The sequence below is a fragment of the Halorussus gelatinilyticus genome, assembly GCF_023238445.1.
Lineage (GTDB): Archaea > Halobacteriota > Halobacteria > Halobacteriales > Haladaptataceae > Halorussus > Halorussus gelatinilyticus.
The window spans coordinates 3,023,669-3,040,231 of sequence record NZ_CP096658.1 but is presented as its reverse complement, the minus strand read 5'-3'; the positions used below and the strand labels follow the sequence as shown (position 1 = coordinate 3,040,231).

The 16,563-nt window shown below is 56.3% G+C and carries 18 protein-coding genes; 6 read left to right on the top strand and 12 right to left on the bottom strand.

Translation table 11 applies throughout. The features are described 5' to 3' along the window. Positions 1-80: 80 nt before the first annotated feature. Entirely contained in the window at positions 81-335 is a 255-nt protein-coding gene (locus M0R88_RS15580; protein ID WP_248649957.1) for a hypothetical protein, read from the top strand. Positions 336-527: 192 nt separating this feature from the next. On the opposite strand, the gene M0R88_RS15575 is transcribed toward M0R88_RS15580, so the two are convergent. Continuing rightward, complete coding sequence (locus M0R88_RS15575) at positions 528-1,526, bottom strand: mandelate racemase/muconate lactonizing enzyme family protein (protein WP_248649956.1); 999 nt, start codon at positions 1,524-1,526, stop codon at positions 528-530. A gap of 140 nt (positions 1,527-1,666) precedes the next feature. Here M0R88_RS15575 and M0R88_RS15570 point away from each other — a divergent pair, with 140 nt between their 5' ends. After that, a complete protein-coding gene (locus tag M0R88_RS15570; protein ID WP_368408839.1) occupies positions 1,667-3,532 on the top strand; it encodes a cation:proton antiporter domain-containing protein in 1,866 nt (621 codons plus the stop codon). Between the two features lie 283 nt (positions 3,533-3,815). Here M0R88_RS15570 and M0R88_RS15565 read toward each other — a convergent pair whose 3' ends face one another. Beyond that, complete coding sequence (locus M0R88_RS15565; protein WP_248649955.1) at positions 3,816-4,697, bottom strand: NAD(P)-dependent oxidoreductase; 882 nt, start codon at positions 4,695-4,697, stop codon at positions 3,816-3,818. Between the two features lie 69 nt (positions 4,698-4,766). Between M0R88_RS15565 and M0R88_RS15560 the strand changes: the two genes are divergently transcribed. Continuing rightward, a complete protein-coding gene (locus M0R88_RS15560) occupies positions 4,767-4,973 on the top strand; it encodes a hypothetical protein (protein WP_248649954.1) in 207 nt (68 codons plus the stop codon). Between the two features lie 30 nt (positions 4,974-5,003). Here M0R88_RS15560 and M0R88_RS15555 read toward each other — a convergent pair whose 3' ends face one another. Beyond that, positions 5,004-5,396, bottom strand: a complete 393-nt coding sequence (locus M0R88_RS15555) for an NUDIX domain-containing protein (protein ID WP_248649953.1) — start codon at positions 5,394-5,396, stop codon at positions 5,004-5,006. 204 nt (positions 5,397-5,600) lie between these two features. Here M0R88_RS15555 and M0R88_RS15550 point away from each other — a divergent pair, with 204 nt between their 5' ends. Next, complete coding sequence (locus M0R88_RS15550) at positions 5,601-5,909, top strand: DUF7344 domain-containing protein (protein ID WP_248649952.1); 309 nt, start codon at positions 5,601-5,603, stop codon at positions 5,907-5,909. Positions 5,910-6,058: 149 nt separating this feature from the next. Here the strand turns inward: M0R88_RS15550 and M0R88_RS15545 are convergent, their stop codons facing one another. From M0R88_RS15545 to M0R88_RS15520, 8 genes are all read right to left on the bottom strand, one after another. Next, positions 6,059-6,310: a thioredoxin family protein gene (locus tag M0R88_RS15545; protein WP_248649951.1), complete on the bottom strand. Its 252-nt coding sequence runs from the start codon at positions 6,308-6,310 to the stop codon at positions 6,059-6,061. 614 nt (positions 6,311-6,924) lie between these two features. Beyond that, the gene (locus tag M0R88_RS15540; protein ID WP_248649950.1) at positions 6,925-7,578 is read right to left on the bottom strand and encodes a DUF7504 family protein; all 654 of its coding nucleotides are present in this window, start codon (positions 7,576-7,578) and stop codon (positions 6,925-6,927) included. A 605-nt stretch (positions 7,579-8,183) separates the two neighbouring features. After that, positions 8,184-9,515: an MFS transporter gene (locus M0R88_RS15535; RefSeq protein ID WP_248649949.1), complete on the bottom strand. Its 1,332-nt coding sequence runs from the start codon at positions 9,513-9,515 to the stop codon at positions 8,184-8,186. Positions 9,516-9,782: 267 nt separating this feature from the next. Then, entirely contained in the window at positions 9,783-9,872 is a 90-nt protein-coding gene (locus M0R88_RS18895; RefSeq protein WP_497007278.1) for a hypothetical protein, read from the bottom strand. A gap of 100 nt (positions 9,873-9,972) precedes the next feature. Then, complete coding sequence (locus tag M0R88_RS18780) at positions 9,973-10,212, bottom strand: helix-turn-helix transcriptional regulator (protein ID WP_368408879.1); 240 nt, start codon at positions 10,210-10,212, stop codon at positions 9,973-9,975. A 339-nt stretch (positions 10,213-10,551) separates the two neighbouring features. Beyond that, entirely contained in the window at positions 10,552-10,857 is a 306-nt protein-coding gene (locus M0R88_RS15530) for a DUF7344 domain-containing protein (protein ID WP_248654384.1), read from the bottom strand. A 363-nt stretch (positions 10,858-11,220) separates the two neighbouring features. Then, the gene (locus M0R88_RS15525) at positions 11,221-11,406 is read right to left on the bottom strand and encodes an amphi-Trp domain-containing protein (RefSeq protein WP_248654383.1); all 186 of its coding nucleotides are present in this window, start codon (positions 11,404-11,406) and stop codon (positions 11,221-11,223) included. A 233-nt stretch (positions 11,407-11,639) separates the two neighbouring features. Next, positions 11,640-12,881: an MFS transporter gene (locus M0R88_RS15520; protein WP_248649947.1), complete on the bottom strand. Its 1,242-nt coding sequence runs from the start codon at positions 12,879-12,881 to the stop codon at positions 11,640-11,642. A gap of 495 nt (positions 12,882-13,376) precedes the next feature. Between M0R88_RS15520 and M0R88_RS15515 the strand changes: the two genes are divergently transcribed. Continuing rightward, the gene (locus tag M0R88_RS15515; RefSeq protein WP_256468589.1) at positions 13,377-13,877 is read left to right on the top strand and encodes a macro domain-containing protein; all 501 of its coding nucleotides are present in this window, start codon (positions 13,377-13,379) and stop codon (positions 13,875-13,877) included. Between the two features lie 34 nt (positions 13,878-13,911). After that, entirely contained in the window at positions 13,912-16,143 is a 2,232-nt protein-coding gene (locus M0R88_RS15510; protein ID WP_248649945.1) for a CDC48 family AAA ATPase, read from the top strand. 104 nt (positions 16,144-16,247) lie between these two features. Here M0R88_RS15510 and M0R88_RS15505 read toward each other — a convergent pair whose 3' ends face one another. After that, the gene (locus tag M0R88_RS15505; protein WP_256468568.1) at positions 16,248-16,532 is read right to left on the bottom strand and encodes a translation initiation factor eIF-1A; all 285 of its coding nucleotides are present in this window, start codon (positions 16,530-16,532) and stop codon (positions 16,248-16,250) included. Between the last annotated feature and the right edge of the window lie 31 nt (positions 16,533-16,563).

Here is a 16,563-nt window from a genome sequence, read left to right as displayed (position 1 = left end):
ACACTAGCAATGAAGACGCTACCGTGTGGAATGACAATCGGAGCACTACGTATTTCTGAGAGCAGTACCCTCTCCCCGATATGGAGGCCGATTCGGATGACACGAATGTTGCACTTGCGGAGCCATCGTGGCTCGACCGCATTCACCCTCAGGTAGTCGGTTCCCGCTGCTGGAATCGATTGCAACTCGACCGTGACAGCTATGGCCGCACGGTACGTCTCCTAAGCGGTATCCCAGCAGGACTCGTTACACTCCTCGCAGTCGTCGTTGCAGCAGTGCTGTACGGTTTCGGATACCTCCTCACCCGTCCGGATGCCACGACGGGTGAGGAGTAACGGTACTGTCCGATGACTTCCAATTTCCCCTAAAACTGGTTATGGCCGCTTTAGCGCGCCCTCCTCGTCGAAGAGACTGTGACTATCCTTGGGCTCGCCGGGATACTCACGTGCGGCGTCGGCATCGAACTCGACACCGAGCCCCGGTTCGTCGGGAACCGCTATCGTCCCATCTTCGACCTCGAAGTCGTGTTAGATGATCTCGTCGCCCCACTCGACGTCACGGCTCATATGTTCAAGCACTTCGAGATTCTCGATCCCTGCGCAGAGATGGACGGACGCTGCCGTACTGATGCCTGCATTCGGATTGTGCGGCGCGACCGTCAGGTAGCGTGACTTCGCGATGGCTGCGGCGTGCTGGACCTCCTGAAGGCTCCCGTAGTTGGTTACGTCCGGTTGGACGATATCGCAGGCCTGCTTGCGGACGACATCTTCCAGCGTTTCGTTGTTGTATAGGCGTTCACCCGTCGCCACCGGCATGTCGACGTGCTGGGTGACGTCCGCCATCACGTCCCGGTCCTCCAGCTCGACGGGTTCTTCGAGGAACATGATGTCGTACTCTTCGAGGGCATCTGCGACCTCGATTGCACCTCGCCGCGTGAATCGACCGTGGCAGTCGAGCGCGATACCGACGTCCCAACCGACGGCGTCACGAACCGCTTCGAGGAGTTCCGCAACCTCCTCGATCTGATCGTCTGACAGCGAGTACTCATAGTGGGCGAACGGATCGCACTTCAACGCGGGATAGCCCTGTTCCTCGACGGCCTTCTTGGCGTGATGGGCGTAGTTCTCGGGGGTACGTTCGCCGATGTGCCAGCCGTTGGCATAGACGGGGATCTCGTCCCGCACCTTCCCGCCGAGGAGTTTCCAGACGGGCTCATCGTAATACTTCCCGGCGATGTCCCAGAGCGCGATATCGAACGCTGCGGAGACGGCGTTAATGAGCTTCCCAGCCCGCCATGCAAACGGATATCGGCGGAGTTGGCGATTGATCTTCTTTCGGTTGAGGGGGTCCTCCCCGATGACGTAGTGTTTGTGGGCCTCCGCAGTCGCCTCTAACGCGGCTGTGAGTCCTTCACCACTCAGTGCTTCTCCGACACCAGTAATCCCTTTATCTGTTTCAACTTGGACGAAGAACCAGTTGCGCCAGTCGGCATCAACCACGAACGTCTCGACGTCTGTGACTCGCATACAAACCCTTTTACAACGGCCCGAAAAGGGGTTCCGGTTCAGTCAATCCTCTCCACTGGGCGTAGAGGATTCTCAATAGTACCTGAATTTCACGGCACCTTTATATCACGGGCGAATTCATCCAGACAGGTGTCTCGATCGTGAGTGCGGGGACTGGATTACTTCCCCTTGTGGTGACCATCTTAGGGTTGGGTGTCGCTGCCCAGGTGTTAGCCGACCGGCTGGAAATTCCAAGCGTCCTGTTTCTCATCCTTGCCGGCATTGCGGTGGGACCAGAGGGACTCGGCATTATCACGCCAGCGGCCTTCGGCTCGTCACTCCCGGCAATCGTTGGCCTGAGTGTCGCAATCATCGTGTTCGAGGGCGCCTTCCACCTGAAACGGGAGAAGCTTCGCCAGACGCCACGGGCCGCGTTCCGTCTCGGAACGGTCGGTGCAATCATCGGGCTGGTCGGAACTGCCATCGTTGTCCGACTCGCGCTCGGTACTTCATGGGGACTGGCACTTCTCATTGGAGCTTTACTCGTCGCAACAGGACCCACCGTCATTACACCGCTCCTAGACGTCGTGCCGGTGCGTGACCGGGTTGGGGCAGCACTCGAAACGGAAGGGATCGTCAACGACGTGACGGCAGCGATTCTCTCCGTCGTCGTGTTCGATCTCGTTACGCCAGGGAATCCCGAGACGACGAGCCTGTTTCAATCGTTCATCACTCGACTCGGTGTTGGTATCCTCGTCGGCGTGCTCGCCGCGAGCATCCTGTGGTACCTGCTCAAACACGTTGACTTATCGCCAACGAACGCCGTCCAGAACTCACGGCTCATTATCCTTATCGGTGCAATCGCAACCTATGGGGTTGCAGAAGCGCTGTCCCACGAATCAGGGATCGCCGCTGTCGCAACAGCTGGCGTCCTCCTCGGCAATGCCGATCTCCCCTACGAAGACGAAATCGCCGCGTTCAAGGGCGATATCACTCTCGTCGTGCTATCATTTGTCTTCATTGTCCTTGCATCACTGCTCTCGTTCGACGACTTGCTGGCACTGGGCGTTGGGGGTCTCCTCGTGGTCCTTGGAGTCACGTGTCTCGTTCGCCCACTTCAAGTCTTGATTAGTACCTACGGCGATCAGTTCACGTTTCGGGAACAACTCTTCATGAGTACCGTCGCCCCGCGCGGAATCATCCCGGCGAGCGTCGCGACCCTCTTCGCGTTACAACTTCGGTCGTCCAGTCCCGAGGCAGCAACGACCCTCGTCGGAACGGTATTCCTCGTAATTTTGGCAACGGTCGTTTTCGAAGGAGGTTTTGCCAGACACATCGCAGAAGTACTCGACGTCATTCCAATGCGTGTCATCATCGTTGGCGGGGGCCGCGTCGGTCGTGGTCTCGCCGAACGACTGGAGGACCGGGGCGAGAACGTCGTCATCATCGAGCAGGACCAAGCAACGGTCGAGACAGCACGGAACGCCGGGTTCACCGTCCACCATGGTAACGGTGCTAACAGCGATGTGCTTACATCCGCCGGCGCGGAGAACGCCAAGATCGTCGCCGCTGCAACTGGGGATGACGATGCGAACCTGCTCGTCGCCCAACTGGCCAACTCGAAGTTCGATGTCGAGACGGTGATTGCACGCGTGAATACACCGGGCAACGCGGAGGCGTTCGAGGAACTCGGTGTTCGTGCGATTTCGGCGGACGAGTCCATTGCCCAATCGATGGACAACGCGGTCGAGCGGCCCGCACTTTCGGAGTGGATGTCGGAACTCGGGCGGACCGGTGATGTCCAAGAAATCGAGGTGACGGCAGAGCGACTCGTCGGAAAAACCATCAGCGATCTCGATCGGGAACTCCCCGATGGGGTGCTAATTGCGCTGGTCAGTCGCGACGGCGAGTCACAAATTCCCGAACCGGACTTGTTGCTCCAGCAGGGTGACCACCTCACATTTGTCGGTCGCCGCAACGCAGTCCACGAAGCGCTTGAACGGTGTCACCCCGAACTCCACGCCTGACCGGTTAACAAGCGTCTCGCAGGCGTCCGATTAGCGTAAAAATCCGGTATTTGTTCGATATGGATTCTATATCTCTTTATGACAGATCCCTACTAGGTTTGACGTCAGTAACTGCCGAGAAGTGTGAGTAGAAACTGAACCTCTAGTTCCTCGGTTTGAACTGTGCAGCAAGCGTTTCAGCCCACTGTTCGTTTGCGTGGCGTGTACGTCCGGCGAGATGAGGTGTATGAACGACGTTATGTCGATCAAGAAGCGGATCGTCGAGGGGGAGCGGTTCGATGTCCTAGACGTCCGCGGCAAGCGCAATCTCATCGGCGCTGACGCGGTCACGCACCGCCTCCATATCGCAAACCTGTGCTCTAGTGACAAGCACAATGAGACAGCCGCTTGGGAGTGCGTTAATGTGCTCGGCTGTCACCAGTCCTTCTGTCTCCTCAGTCAGCGGGACCATCGGAGCGAAGATGTCGGCGTTAGTCACGAGTTCGTCAAGCCGCCAGACCTTGCGGGCGTCTGACCGGTGGAAACAGGGCTCATCGGCATACGGATCGTACGCGGCGACAGTCGCTCCCATGCTGGAGGTGAAGTCCGCGTATCGGCTCCCGATGTTGCCAACGCCGACAATTCGGACGCGTTTGCCTGCAATCGTCCCGTTGGTGAACGCGGGGTCGTCACCGAACTGGTGGCCGCGTCCACCTGGTTCGGGCGTCTCATCCGGATCGTAGTCCCAGGGCTCTTGGTTGGTGATAATCTCCTTGTGGAGTTGGGGAATCCGGCGAAGGCCTGCGATCGTCAACCCGACTGCGAATTCGGCGACCGACTGGCCCCAGAACCCCTCTGACGGTTGGCGATAGACGGTTACCCCGCTCGCTTCGAGTTGGGTAGCGATCTCCTCGTCCGTGGAATACATCGAAGATGGCGAGTAGACGACTGCTTCTTCGAGCGCAGTAAGTTGATCGAGACAGTCGTTGGAGATAGGCACCCCGAGAGAGACCAACCGGGTGACCGTCTGCGGATCTGGAAGTACCTGGCACAAATCGCGGCTGTCGGTGTCGTCCAGTCGAGTGAACTCAACTGGTCCCTGCTCGGCCCAGAGACTGTGTAGGTGGTCGGCTGCGAACGGCCACACTCGGTCGAATTCAGGATGGACGACGATTTGACTGCTCATCGTTTCGTGCTTTGACCGGATTCCTCCTGAGCATTACTGCCTACTAATCCGGAATCGAACGTGTAAGACATGTTGGCTGACGGTCTCGTCGTGACTTTCGTCTTCAACTGGCCTGAGTACATGGTACTCCCGGACGATAGCGTCGTCGAAGTCGAGATGCTGGAATCCGAACACGCGTCCAGCGCCGTTCTGACTCGGGACAACACCAAGGAGATGTACGACCTGCCGTCGGGGAATCGATTCGAATTAGACAGTCCGACGACGCGGTTGAGATAGTAAACCCGCGCCCCCTCGACGGTTGACATCTCATTCGTGGAGCGCGTCCGTGACGATCCGTTCGTTATCGAAGCCCATTCCCGGGAGGTCAGTCGGATCGAACGTCGCTACCTGTCGGGCCTCCTCGCGGGGAACCGGCGGGTCGTCAGTGGCGGGCGTACACCGATACGCCGCACTGACGTTCCCGCGCTCGTCGCGGTCTGGATCGTCGTAGAGACCGACGAACTCCTCGACAGTGACGTCGAGTCCGACCTCCTCTCTCGTTTCGCGGACGCACGCCTCCCGTGCGGTCTCGTCCCGTTCGACGACGCCACCGGGGAGCACCCAATACCCGTCGAACGGAGGATGGTCACGTTCGAGGAGCAGTACTTCCCCGTCGAGCACGATCACGGCATCGGTCGTGAGTGCTCGAACTTCCACCATAAGAGACAGTCAGCCGGCCGACCACAAGGAGGTACAGGTCTCGCTGTCGAAACTATCGCATCAAACAGCTTGGTACAGATAACCTGATTCCGGTTCTCTAAATGTGGGAACGTGACACACAATTTATCGCATCCGCAGACGTTGTATAGTTGCTCTTTCCCAAAACCATAATAATATAGACTAGTAGATTGATAGTCGTTACCAATGGACGAGTTGGAGGAGTTTCTTGACCTCGTTGAGAGCGACACCGTGTCTGTCAATACTCTTTTTGACGTGCTACGGGCTGAACGGCGACGATACGTCCTTTCGACATTACAGAGTCACGAGACGTCGATGAGCTTGACAGATTTAGCTCATGAAGTTGCGAAACGTGAGAATGGCGAAGCTTCTCCGACCACAGAGGCGGTCACGCGTGTTCATGCGTCACTCTATCACGTTCATATCCCGAAGCTCAAAGAGGCCAACATTATCGAGTATGACCAAGAAAGACGAATTGTTCAACACAAATTATAATCACCGCTATTCAATTCACGCTCTGCATTGTATACGGTCGGAGCGGTTCTATTAGAAGAAGAGGGTTTTGCAAGGTAAGAATCCGTTCATAGTACAGCCTACCTAAAATCGTGACTTGAAGGGACGAATGCTATATGGAGAAATCGTTGCTACAGAACGTTCTCAATTGCGTTGGCTTGCGTCAGACCATCGAACTTCGAGATGACCGTTCCATCATCGTCAAGAACGATTGTTGACGGGACGGACCGCACACCGTACTCGTTGGCTTTGGCCGTCGCCTCCGTCGCATCAATTTTCTCGAACTGTACATCTGGTCGGTCTGCTGCCAGCGATTGGAGGATTTCTGCTTGCTGCGGACACTGGCCGCAAGAGGGCGTCGAAAATTGGAGTATCTCGGTCATTAATGTGCGTCTTCGGTCTATCCAATCGATCTACTTCAATTGTTCTCTTGTCCTTTGGCCACCGCGTTATCGGACGTAGTGTGTGGTGTCCTTACACACACTTTTTTACGGGAAGGACTACATGAAAGACGTGTACTGGGCGAGCGGTATTTTCGTCCGACCGAGGCAGTCATGAACCAGTATCCAAGTTTGGGTCCCGCTGTTCGAACGGCGGAACGCTATGTGGACGAGGGAATGGATACGGCAGACGCAATCTCGGAAGCCGCGCTTGAACATGGGCTCTCCCGAAACCTCGTCTATCGCGAATACATCGAATACGTCGAATCGTAGGCCATCTGCCGGGGGATATAATCGACCGAGTTGGTTCCGCCGTTCGATGACCGGTGCATCGGCGTCGCCACTTCCATCTCCGGTGAGTACGAACTAAACCTGTTTGTCCTTAATTACAAGCTCAAACGTGGTCGATTTCATCCTATCGCCTTTCTCCGCAGATGTCCATCTCACCCGACCTATCAAGTTCTGCTGTGATGAGACTAGTTCCTGTGTGGCCACGAGAGATGTGAAGTTCGATGCTACACCTCTACTGACGGCCTTCTTAACAGTATGCGTTAGTGCTAGAGGCGACGTCTCGTTGTTCGGAGTTCGAACTGTAATCCCCCGTCAGAATCCTCGGACACCCACAGCAGGCGGTCTACCACCGCTGTCAACTCGTTCATTGTCTCTTCGTCGTGGGCCGTAAAATCGATGCCAAAGATTCCGAGTCCGTCACCCACTCGAAGTCCCTTCACTCGTTCAAGAAGCCGACAGACCCGTTCCGTAGTTGCTCCCTCAATCAGTGGTGTGAGCGACCGGATGACAAAGTGTCGAGTTCCCGTAGACGGTACGACAGTCCCGGTCAAATCTGATAGGCCGATTACAACCCGTTCTAGATCCCCCGCTGAGGGCATATAGACCGTGGGGATATCTGCGTACGGTGCGGTAAGGTACTGATCTTCAGACACGGTATCGACCACGGCCACCGAAGGCACCTCGTCTTCGACGACGCCATCCCGGGTGTGAGCAATCACCTGCTCACGGCCTTCTGTGGTCGTGACGATGATCGCAGTATCATCAGCACTTCCCGCGTGCGCTAATAGGCGGAGACCGAGTGCGTATTCCGTCGGGTCGACTGTGCCCGCAATGAGCATCGTGGTTGGTGCTGAAACAGCGTCCGCAACGTCGCTGAGTTGGTCCTCGTTGTCGACACCGCAATAGGTGTCCACAGGCATTAACTCTCCTCCTCCGTTCGCTGTGCTCCCAATACCTCTGCAAGTACTGTTACTGTCTGCTCGGGATAATACCGAGCACCACAGGTGGGACAGTCAGCTACGTTGATGTATTGATGGCCTTCAATCGAGGCTAAGAGCGTGTGAGCTGGCAGGGTTCGTTCATGGAGGTCCGTGCCACAGTCCGTACAGGGAAGGTCAGTTTCAGTGGTCATGATTGTAGATGGCTGCCCAGCCCCGTCAGTTGGTAGCCCCACGGCTGGCCACCAATGGTCGGCGGAATCATCCGGCACGGCGCATCTCAGAGCAGTGCCATCGAATGATGCCTCCATACTGGCGGCACCCCGATGGGCGAACGAAGAAAGGACGGGACGGAGTCTCGGGTACCTTGATATATGATGGAGGCCCCGGATATAAGTTACGCTCAGTCAGTCGATGATAGGTTCTGAGTTCGCTCTTGAAATCAGTAATAACGGATGGGACTGGGACGGGGGCTGGTAAGTACGTAGTGCGCACCTTATGGTACTACTTTTCTCAATCACCAGTCCGGTCTACAAAGCTGTGCTGAATATACTGATCTTGCGTAGCAAGACAATGGATGGAGCCGGTTAACGGTACGCGTCGAATTCTTTGCCAAAGAGCAGGAAGTAGCCGGTGCCGACGAGCCCGATGACAGACGCGACCGTGAAGGTGATCTCGGGGCTGACAAAGTCCCAGAGGTAACCGCCGAGCGCCGCGCTCGGAATGACCATCGTGTTCCGGAGCAAGTAGTACATGCCCGTGACGCGGCCACCGGTATCCTGCTCGGCAGGCCCGACGATAAGTGCCTTATGCGAGGGGAGGCCCGCGAAACGAAGTCCCGAGAACGCAAACACGAGTATCAAGGCAAGTGTGCTTTCGGGGGTGTTGATAAGTACAATCGGGAACAGAGCGTAGACCGCAAATCCAATTGCGACGACGGGCTTGAGTCCCACGTACTCAGCCGCCTTGGCGGCAGGAGCCATTACGAGCAACGCAACCACCATCTCAACGCCCAGCAGATACCCGAAGAACGCCTCCGGCGGAAGATCAATCGGGTACGTGAAACCACCGACAAAGACGGTCATCTCCACGTCCACGCTGAGGAACCGAGTGACAACGAGGACAAAGAACACGTAGACCATACCGTTTGCGAAGCGGACGAGTGTATCGCCGACGAGTAGCGGGCGGAGTTCCTCGGGCATGTCCCGGAGGTCCTGCCGAATCTGGTCGAGGCCTTCGAAGGAGTCCCCGATGGTGTCGGAACTGGCATCATAGAGGAAATGTTGGACAACGGTGCCGATGGCCCCGAAGACGACTGCAACCCCGAGAACGTATTGGAAGTTCACAGTGAAGTCAGGGTGAAACCCGATGAGGACGGCTGCCAGCACCGGCCCAATCAGAAATGCGGTCCGACGGAACGTCTCCGTACTGGCGAAGCCTGCTGCCAGCCGCGACGGGTCGGTCGCCTGCTTGACGACCGCAAACGTCGCGCCGAGGCCGAACGACTTCCACGCCTGAGCCAGGAACAGTCCCACGAAAATCCAGATCCAGGGCGGGAGAGAAACGCCTGCGAGTTCTATCGTCCCAATGGCAGGTGCGAGGAACCAGAACCCAAAGCCCAGAGTTGAGAGGAGCCCGAAGATCGTGAGCGTGTACCGTGAGCCGATGCGGTCGGACACTGCGCCGCCGGGGTATGGGTAGACCGCCGAGATGATGTTGCCGACCGTCCCGAACAGTCCGACGACGAACCCAGACGCGCCGAGTGCGACGATGTACTCGGGCAGGTATCGGGAGGTCATCTGGAAGCCCAGACTAAAGGCGAACATTGCCAGGGAAAGCACCAGCACGTCTCGTTGGAGGGCAAAGAACTGCCGGAATGCGTCAATAGGCCCCTCAGCCTCGGCCTGTTCGTGCGCCATAAACGGGTGATTCGCGTAAACCCTCAAACTACTATCTGTCGAAACAGGAACTCACTCACGATACGAGCCAGTCCGATTTGGTGAATACAAGCCCTATCAATAGTTGGTAATACTATTTCTTTATTTAGTAAATATTACATAACTTATTCGGTGATTTTGCTCAATGTGTTGTGCGAACTTATCGTGTTCGCTCATTCACGGAACGGTATCTATGCGGAGTTAGATAAGAACCGCTCATTATTAGTATAGCAATCAGCAACGACGTGACTACGATACTTGCGGCGGGCAGGTCGAGATGGTCTCAGCGTGCGCATAGAAGACACGCTGGGGGAGTTCACCGATTAGCGCACCTATCACGCCGAACACCGCCCCAGCATGACTGTTTCACCGAGGGGAAGTACCTGCGAGACAGTTGCGGGTGTCATGGAACTGGTGGAAGCGTTCACACTGTTCCGAGTTATCGGTCAGTGATGTCTGAGTTCGAGAGGTCATCCAGACGCGGGTCATCGGGAAACAGAACAATTTTGCCACGCCCGATTCGAACACGGGCGATCGCACCGTCGGTTTCCAATTCACATAGATGTCTGCTAACTGAGGATTTTGACCACCCTGTGCGATCAACTAACTCCGCTTGGTGTACCCGCCCACCATACAATTCGACCAGTTTGAGGAGGGTTTTCTTTCTGGTGCCCCACATGAGGAGGGCGCAATCCATCTCCGACTCTGCGTCAACGGCAGCAGCGAGACGGTCGCGTCCACTTCCCGATTCTCTCTTCACTCCGGTGTCTGTGTCCCGAACCAGTTTGGTAAGAGTGGTGAGTATATCCATGGGATCTAAAGACCTCTCATTGTTCTGTGAGCAGCGGTAGTTTGGTGATCGGCTGCTCATCCGCTCACTACGATTTGCAGTCTTGTGAATTGTTAACATATTAACTCCCGGTTGTCGTGTTGAGAAACTGGGTGACAGAATTCATAGTCGATAGTAACACCCGTTTTCCGTGATGTGCGTTCTTTGACTCCATCTGCTTGGCTGCCATTATAGCCACCCTTTTGGCAACTCATCGCGGTGGTCATCCACCGGTCTGAGGAGTGGCGCAATCTCCTCAAAGTTTGGCCCACGCCATATCGTCTGTGTCTCGGCGTCCCACTCGATATAGCCGTGCTCGGCCAGTTTTGGCAGATGAGTGTTTTGTAACTCCGTTTTTACTCCGTCGAGGTCGTCATCATCTGGCTCGTCTGACGCGAGGCTCTCGGGGGTAAACTCGTCTTCGGTGCGTGGGGTATGGTCGGAAACAGCCAACAAGAGGCGATAGCGGTAGATGTTCCACAGCTCGTCGAACATGGCGTCGAGTGACGCCGAATTAGTGGGGTCTGTCATGGTGTGTCTTTCGTGGGCCGGACTACTCAGGCTGTGACTCACATTTGCCAACGTGGGGAATTTGATTGCTATCGGTATCAAACCACGAGATTTTCATTCTCAGCTACGTTTTGATTATCTGGGTCAATCGTCCCACATCATGATTCTCCACAAAGCCGTTTCGGTCAATGGACGCTCTATATTGCGCGACGGTTACACGGATGGTTCTGAATAAAGAAACCGTGTTACCAACTACTGCTATACTTATCGCAGGCAGCCTGAACCAGTTATCAGCTACTGTTTTCAACAAAGCAATTCCAACGAGCTGTAAAACCGTGATTGGGATTGTTACTCCCGGACGTCCAACGTCCCTTCCTCCGCGGTTTGGGCCTCACGCCACCAGACCAATTCGAATTCGATACTTTGTTTCGCTTCGGCGTCAACTTCGGACCAGTCCGATTCGCCCTCCAGTTTGAAGGCGATCGGGTCAGACGGATTTAGGTTCACCTGCGTTCCACCGAGTTCAAGCGTCACATCACCACTTCCATCAAGTTTGTCGGCCAACTCACGGAGATAGTTTCAACCTCTGCCCGTGATTTCTGTGCTTCAGTTTCGAGTTCCCCCATACTCATCGGCACGTCAAGGAGAAGGATAAAACGGCATGAAACCCGTACACAGCCAAGGAAATACTGTCTCGCCGGAGCAGTTTGGCGTGCTTCCTTAGGAACAAAGAAGCCCTATCGATGCATTGCGGAGTTGCTGTTCGATCACCACTCTGCGAGTGCACGTTGACCATGAACTGACGAGAGGACGAGAACGAACGTCAGTACGCCACTTAAAGCCGCAGCACCGCCGAGGAAGAACACCCATTCCATTCCCACTTCGCTCATCAAGTAGCCTCCAACTATCGGTGCGAGAATTGCTCCTGGACGCCAGACCAACGACCGAATTCCGAAACTACTCGCAATCCCCTCGCCATCGCCCTCGTCGGCAAACAACGCCATACTTGCGGGCTCTCGTAGACTATCGGCGAGACCAAGCAGGCCATTCAGGAGTAACACCACGGGATACGCTGGAGAGACGTTTCCGAGAACGGGGAGTGTCCCTGGCAGTCCGAGCGTCGAGCCAAGGGGACCAGCGAACGGGATTGCGAGCGCCACGAGCCCGTAGATACCGCCACCAGCGAACACGAACAGCGCTCGCCCATACCGGTCAGAAAGGCGACCCATGTACGGCTGGGAGACCATGTTCATGAACTTCTCCGCGGCGATGACCGTCCCGACGATGAACGGACTTAATGCGAGGCCACCGCGTGCGGCGGAGACGCCCACGTAGATCGGTACCCACTTTCGGACGAGGGTGACGGCTACTGCGTACTGGGCGCGGAAACTCGTGAGCGTGAGAATGCGTTGGTTGAACGCGAGGTCAAACAACGCGAAGCCAGAGACTGACGTGTCGTCCGGATCGATGAACAGCCACACACCGAGCAGTGCCGCCGTGAGGAGCAGTGCGAGGATCGCAAAGATTGGCGTGAAGCCGAACTGCTGGTAGAGCAGTCCGGCACCGAGCGTGCCGATGATGCCTGCGGCCATCCGCCACGAGTTGTACTTGCCGATGACGTTCGCGCGGTCACCAGCGGGTGCGAGTTCACTGATCAACGCGAGGCTGATGAGTCCGGTCCCGACGATGCCAAGGCCCTGTAAGGTTCGCGCGGCGATGAACCCGAGACTGCTCGAAATCGCCGCAAAAAGCAGGTATGCACTGATACTCGTTACGAGCGCGATGAGGAGGATGGTCCGTTTGTCGTACCGATCGCCGGCCCAACTTAGAGGGACGATAGCAACAGTTCGCCCGACGCCTAATGCGGTGATGAACAGTCCGACTGCAACGCCTGAGGGATCGAGGACGTCGATGTACGTTGGCAGGAGCGTGAGGATGGTGATGAAGCCGAGGCTGCCAGCAAACCGCGTCAAGTACAGGGAATAGAATTCTGCTCGCGTCGAGCCCATGGTCTCATCAGTCGTATTCCGTACGCGGGAAAAGGACTTCTGATTCCAGAAATTCCTATAGACAGAGTGTCGAGTGCCTCGGGGAGTGACCCCGAGCGGTTCTCTCGGTTTCGCAGTTTTACCTTACGGACTCCATCGGGGCCGACAAGGTCTTTGCAACGGCGTGGTGAGATTGAACCGTGACAGCAAGTTGTCCTGCCTGTGACACACTTGTGATGAATAAGATGGGGACTTCCCACGACAGTGACGGCAACAGGGTCCTGCGCTTCAAATGTCCCGACTGCGGTCACGACTGGCAAGTCACATTCTGACGGAGACTCGGAGTCTCGCCACTACAGATATCCGTTTTCGAGAAGATTACTACCTACAGTGCCATTATCGGGTGTGCGTCAATAAATACCAATAGCCACAGCCTTTACTTCCCTCTCCCCTATATTCACTATACAGTTTGCCTTGGATCAGGGGACTATTACTGAGGCGACGGCCCATGCACTCGTGAATTCAAATAGTCCGGATTCTTCGATGGACTGTGGTGTCAGCGCCGCGATCTGCGAACAGGCACGTGGTCCGATAATGGACGAGATTAATCAGCATCGACCGGTGTCCTGTAGTGATGTAATTGTCACTGACCCCCATGGGCTGAACGCAATTTATCTGCTCCATGCGATATCGAGTCCCGATGAGGGCGACGCAACGGAGCAGAGCATTCGCGATGTGACTCAGACCGTACTTGCACGGGCTGATGCATTGGATTGTCGAACGCTCGTCCTTCCAGTCCTCGGCTGGGGTGGTGGCAGCTATGAACTCGAGGCGGGCGCCCGATTCATCTGTGAGAGGATTTGGGCGTTCGAACCCACCTCGCTGGCTGACGTACGGATTATTGGCCATACAGAGCAACAACTCGAACAGCTTCGTGCTGTCGCGTACGAGGTCAGAACAACGTCCCAAGCAGAGATTTTCGGGGTGTCCGTACCCTTTTTCAGTACCGGCCTCTGAATCTCTCGTACCTGCATTTGAATCGCGTGAGAGCATGAGCGACATCCAACTCCAAGTCAAGCAAGCATATGCAAACGATACCGGACAGGGAGTTGCCCGACTGGCCCCTACCGTGCTTGAGGAACTACAGCTCACGCCCGGTGGGTTCGTGACCATCGAGGGCAGTACTACGACCGTTGCGAAGGTCCAGCAGACCGACTTCGAGGACTGGAACGACGAAACGATCCGTATTGACGGGTTTACGAGACAAAACGCCGACGTCACGCTCGGCGATCACGTTACGGTGCAGAAGGCCACTCTCGGGGCTATCAGGCACATCATCTTGGCACCGACAGAGGAGGTCCACGTTCCCATCGGCCCGAATGTCGCAGGTCTCATCGAACACCAACTCCGTAATCGGCCCGTCAGTGAAGATGACCTCGTTCCGGTCGATTCCTCCGACCAGCCGTTCGTCCAAACACCGGGCGAGACGCTTTCGCTCATCGCACTCGAAATCAAGCCCAACCAGACCGGTAAAATCACCGAGAAAACGAGCATCACCATTCGTGAAACACCAGTGACCGACCAATCCACGACAGACGACCACAACATCATCACATACGAGGAGATCGGCGGGCTCGAAAACGAAGTCGAACGCGTCCGTGAGATGATCGAACTTCCAATTGCCCATCCCACGGTGTTCCGAAAGCTGGGCATCGAGGCACCAAAGGGTGTCCTGTTGCACGGGCCACCGGGTACCGGAAAAACGTTACTCGCAAAGGCGGTCGCCAACGAAACCGACGCTTCATTCCACTCGATTGCCGGTCCGGAAATCATCTCCAAGTACTACGGCGAATCCGAGGAGGAACTCCGCGAAATATTCGCGTCTGCTAGCGATAACCCGCCAGCCATCATCTTCCTCGATGAACTCGATTCGATTGCGCCCACGCGTAACGACGTGACTGGCGAGGTCGAACGACGCGTCGTTGCCCAACTCCTCCCGTTGATGGACGGCCTCGAAAATCGCGGTGACGTCGTCGTAATCGGCGCGACGAATCGACCTGACGCGATTGATCCCGCACTTCGGCGTCCCGGACGATTCGACCGCGAAATCGAAATCGGCGTACCCAGCGCACACGACCGGGAGGAAATTCTTCAAATCCACACGCGTGGCATGCCACTTGCCGACGACGTTGACCTCGACCAGCTCGCTGCCGACACCCACGGATTCGTCGGCGCAGACATTGCATCACTGGCGAAAGAGGCAGCGATGCACGCACTCCGACGGTATCTGCCAGATATTGACCTCGACGACGAGGAGGACGCGGAGATTCCACCGGCACTCCTCGATCGCATGAGCGTGACCACGACCGATTTCGACAGCGTTCTCAGCGAGATCAAGCCCTCCGCGTTACGTGACGTGCGCGTCGAACTCCCAGACGTAACGTGGGACGACGTCGGCGGGCTCCGGGACGCGAAGCAGGCCCTCCGAGAGAGCATCGTATGGTCGCTCCAGTCGCCAGAGAAATTCGATCGGTTGGGAATCGATTCGGTCACGGGAGTGCTTCTCTACGGACCACCGGGGACGGGGAAGACCCTGCTCGCGAAAGTCGTTGCGAACGAAGCTGACGCGAACTTCATCCCGGTTCGGGGTCCCGAAATACTCTCAAAATGGACGGGGGAGTCCGAAGCGGCGATCCGCGACACGTTCCGGAAAGCACGAGAGTCTGCACCGGCGGTCGTTTTCTTCGACGAACTCGATAGCCTTGCAGCTGGCCGTTCACAGGGATTGGGTGGGGAGAGCTCGGATCGACTCGTCAATCAACTCCTGACCGAACTCGATGGAATCCAACCGCTAGAGGACGTCATGGTGGTCGGGGCAACGAACCGCCCGGATATGCTCGACGAAGCAATCCTGCGGACCAGTCGATTCGATCGACTCGTCAACGTTGGCGCACCGGACGTTGAGGGACGTACACAGATCTTCAAGGTACAGACAGATGACACACCACTCGCATCGGACGTGAGTTTCCGAGACCTCGCAGAGATGACTGAAGGGTACGTCGGAAGTGACATCGAAGCGGTCGCCCAAGAAGCAGCAATCAAAGCGTTGCGTGAACAGGCGGAGCCATCAGAGGTTGCACTGCATCATTTCAGCAAGGCAATTGCGGATGTTCGTCCGACCATGACAGAGACAGTCGAAACACGGTACGAACGTATCACGGACGACTTCGAGAATGGCCAACTCGATGACGGCAGTGTCAGTGGACCACGAGGGTTCCGTTAACCCTCGGTGCTAGTTAGGATCTCTGTGACTACGACTTGCGTCTCGCCTACAGCGCTAACCGACCAGGTTTGAACGCAAAGTTCGTCCTGTAAAAGCGGGACGGCCTATTCGATGTGACCTTCAGCGCGGAGCTGGTCGGCATCCTGTTGGTTGTAGCGCCATTCGACGTTGGCCTTCTCGTCCTGCCAGTCCCAGGGTTCGACGAGGACGACATTGTCTTGTTCGATCCAGACGCGGTACTTCATCCGCCCGGGGATGCGGCCCATTCGATTCTTCCCGTCTTCACACCGGACGCAGACGTGGTTTCCGCCGTTGTGTTCGGTCACGACGCCGAATAACTCGTCGTCAGTCGGCATGCGAAGATTTCGACGGTCTGCGTTTTCGCTCATACGTCGTAGATACTCCGGGCACGGAAAAAAC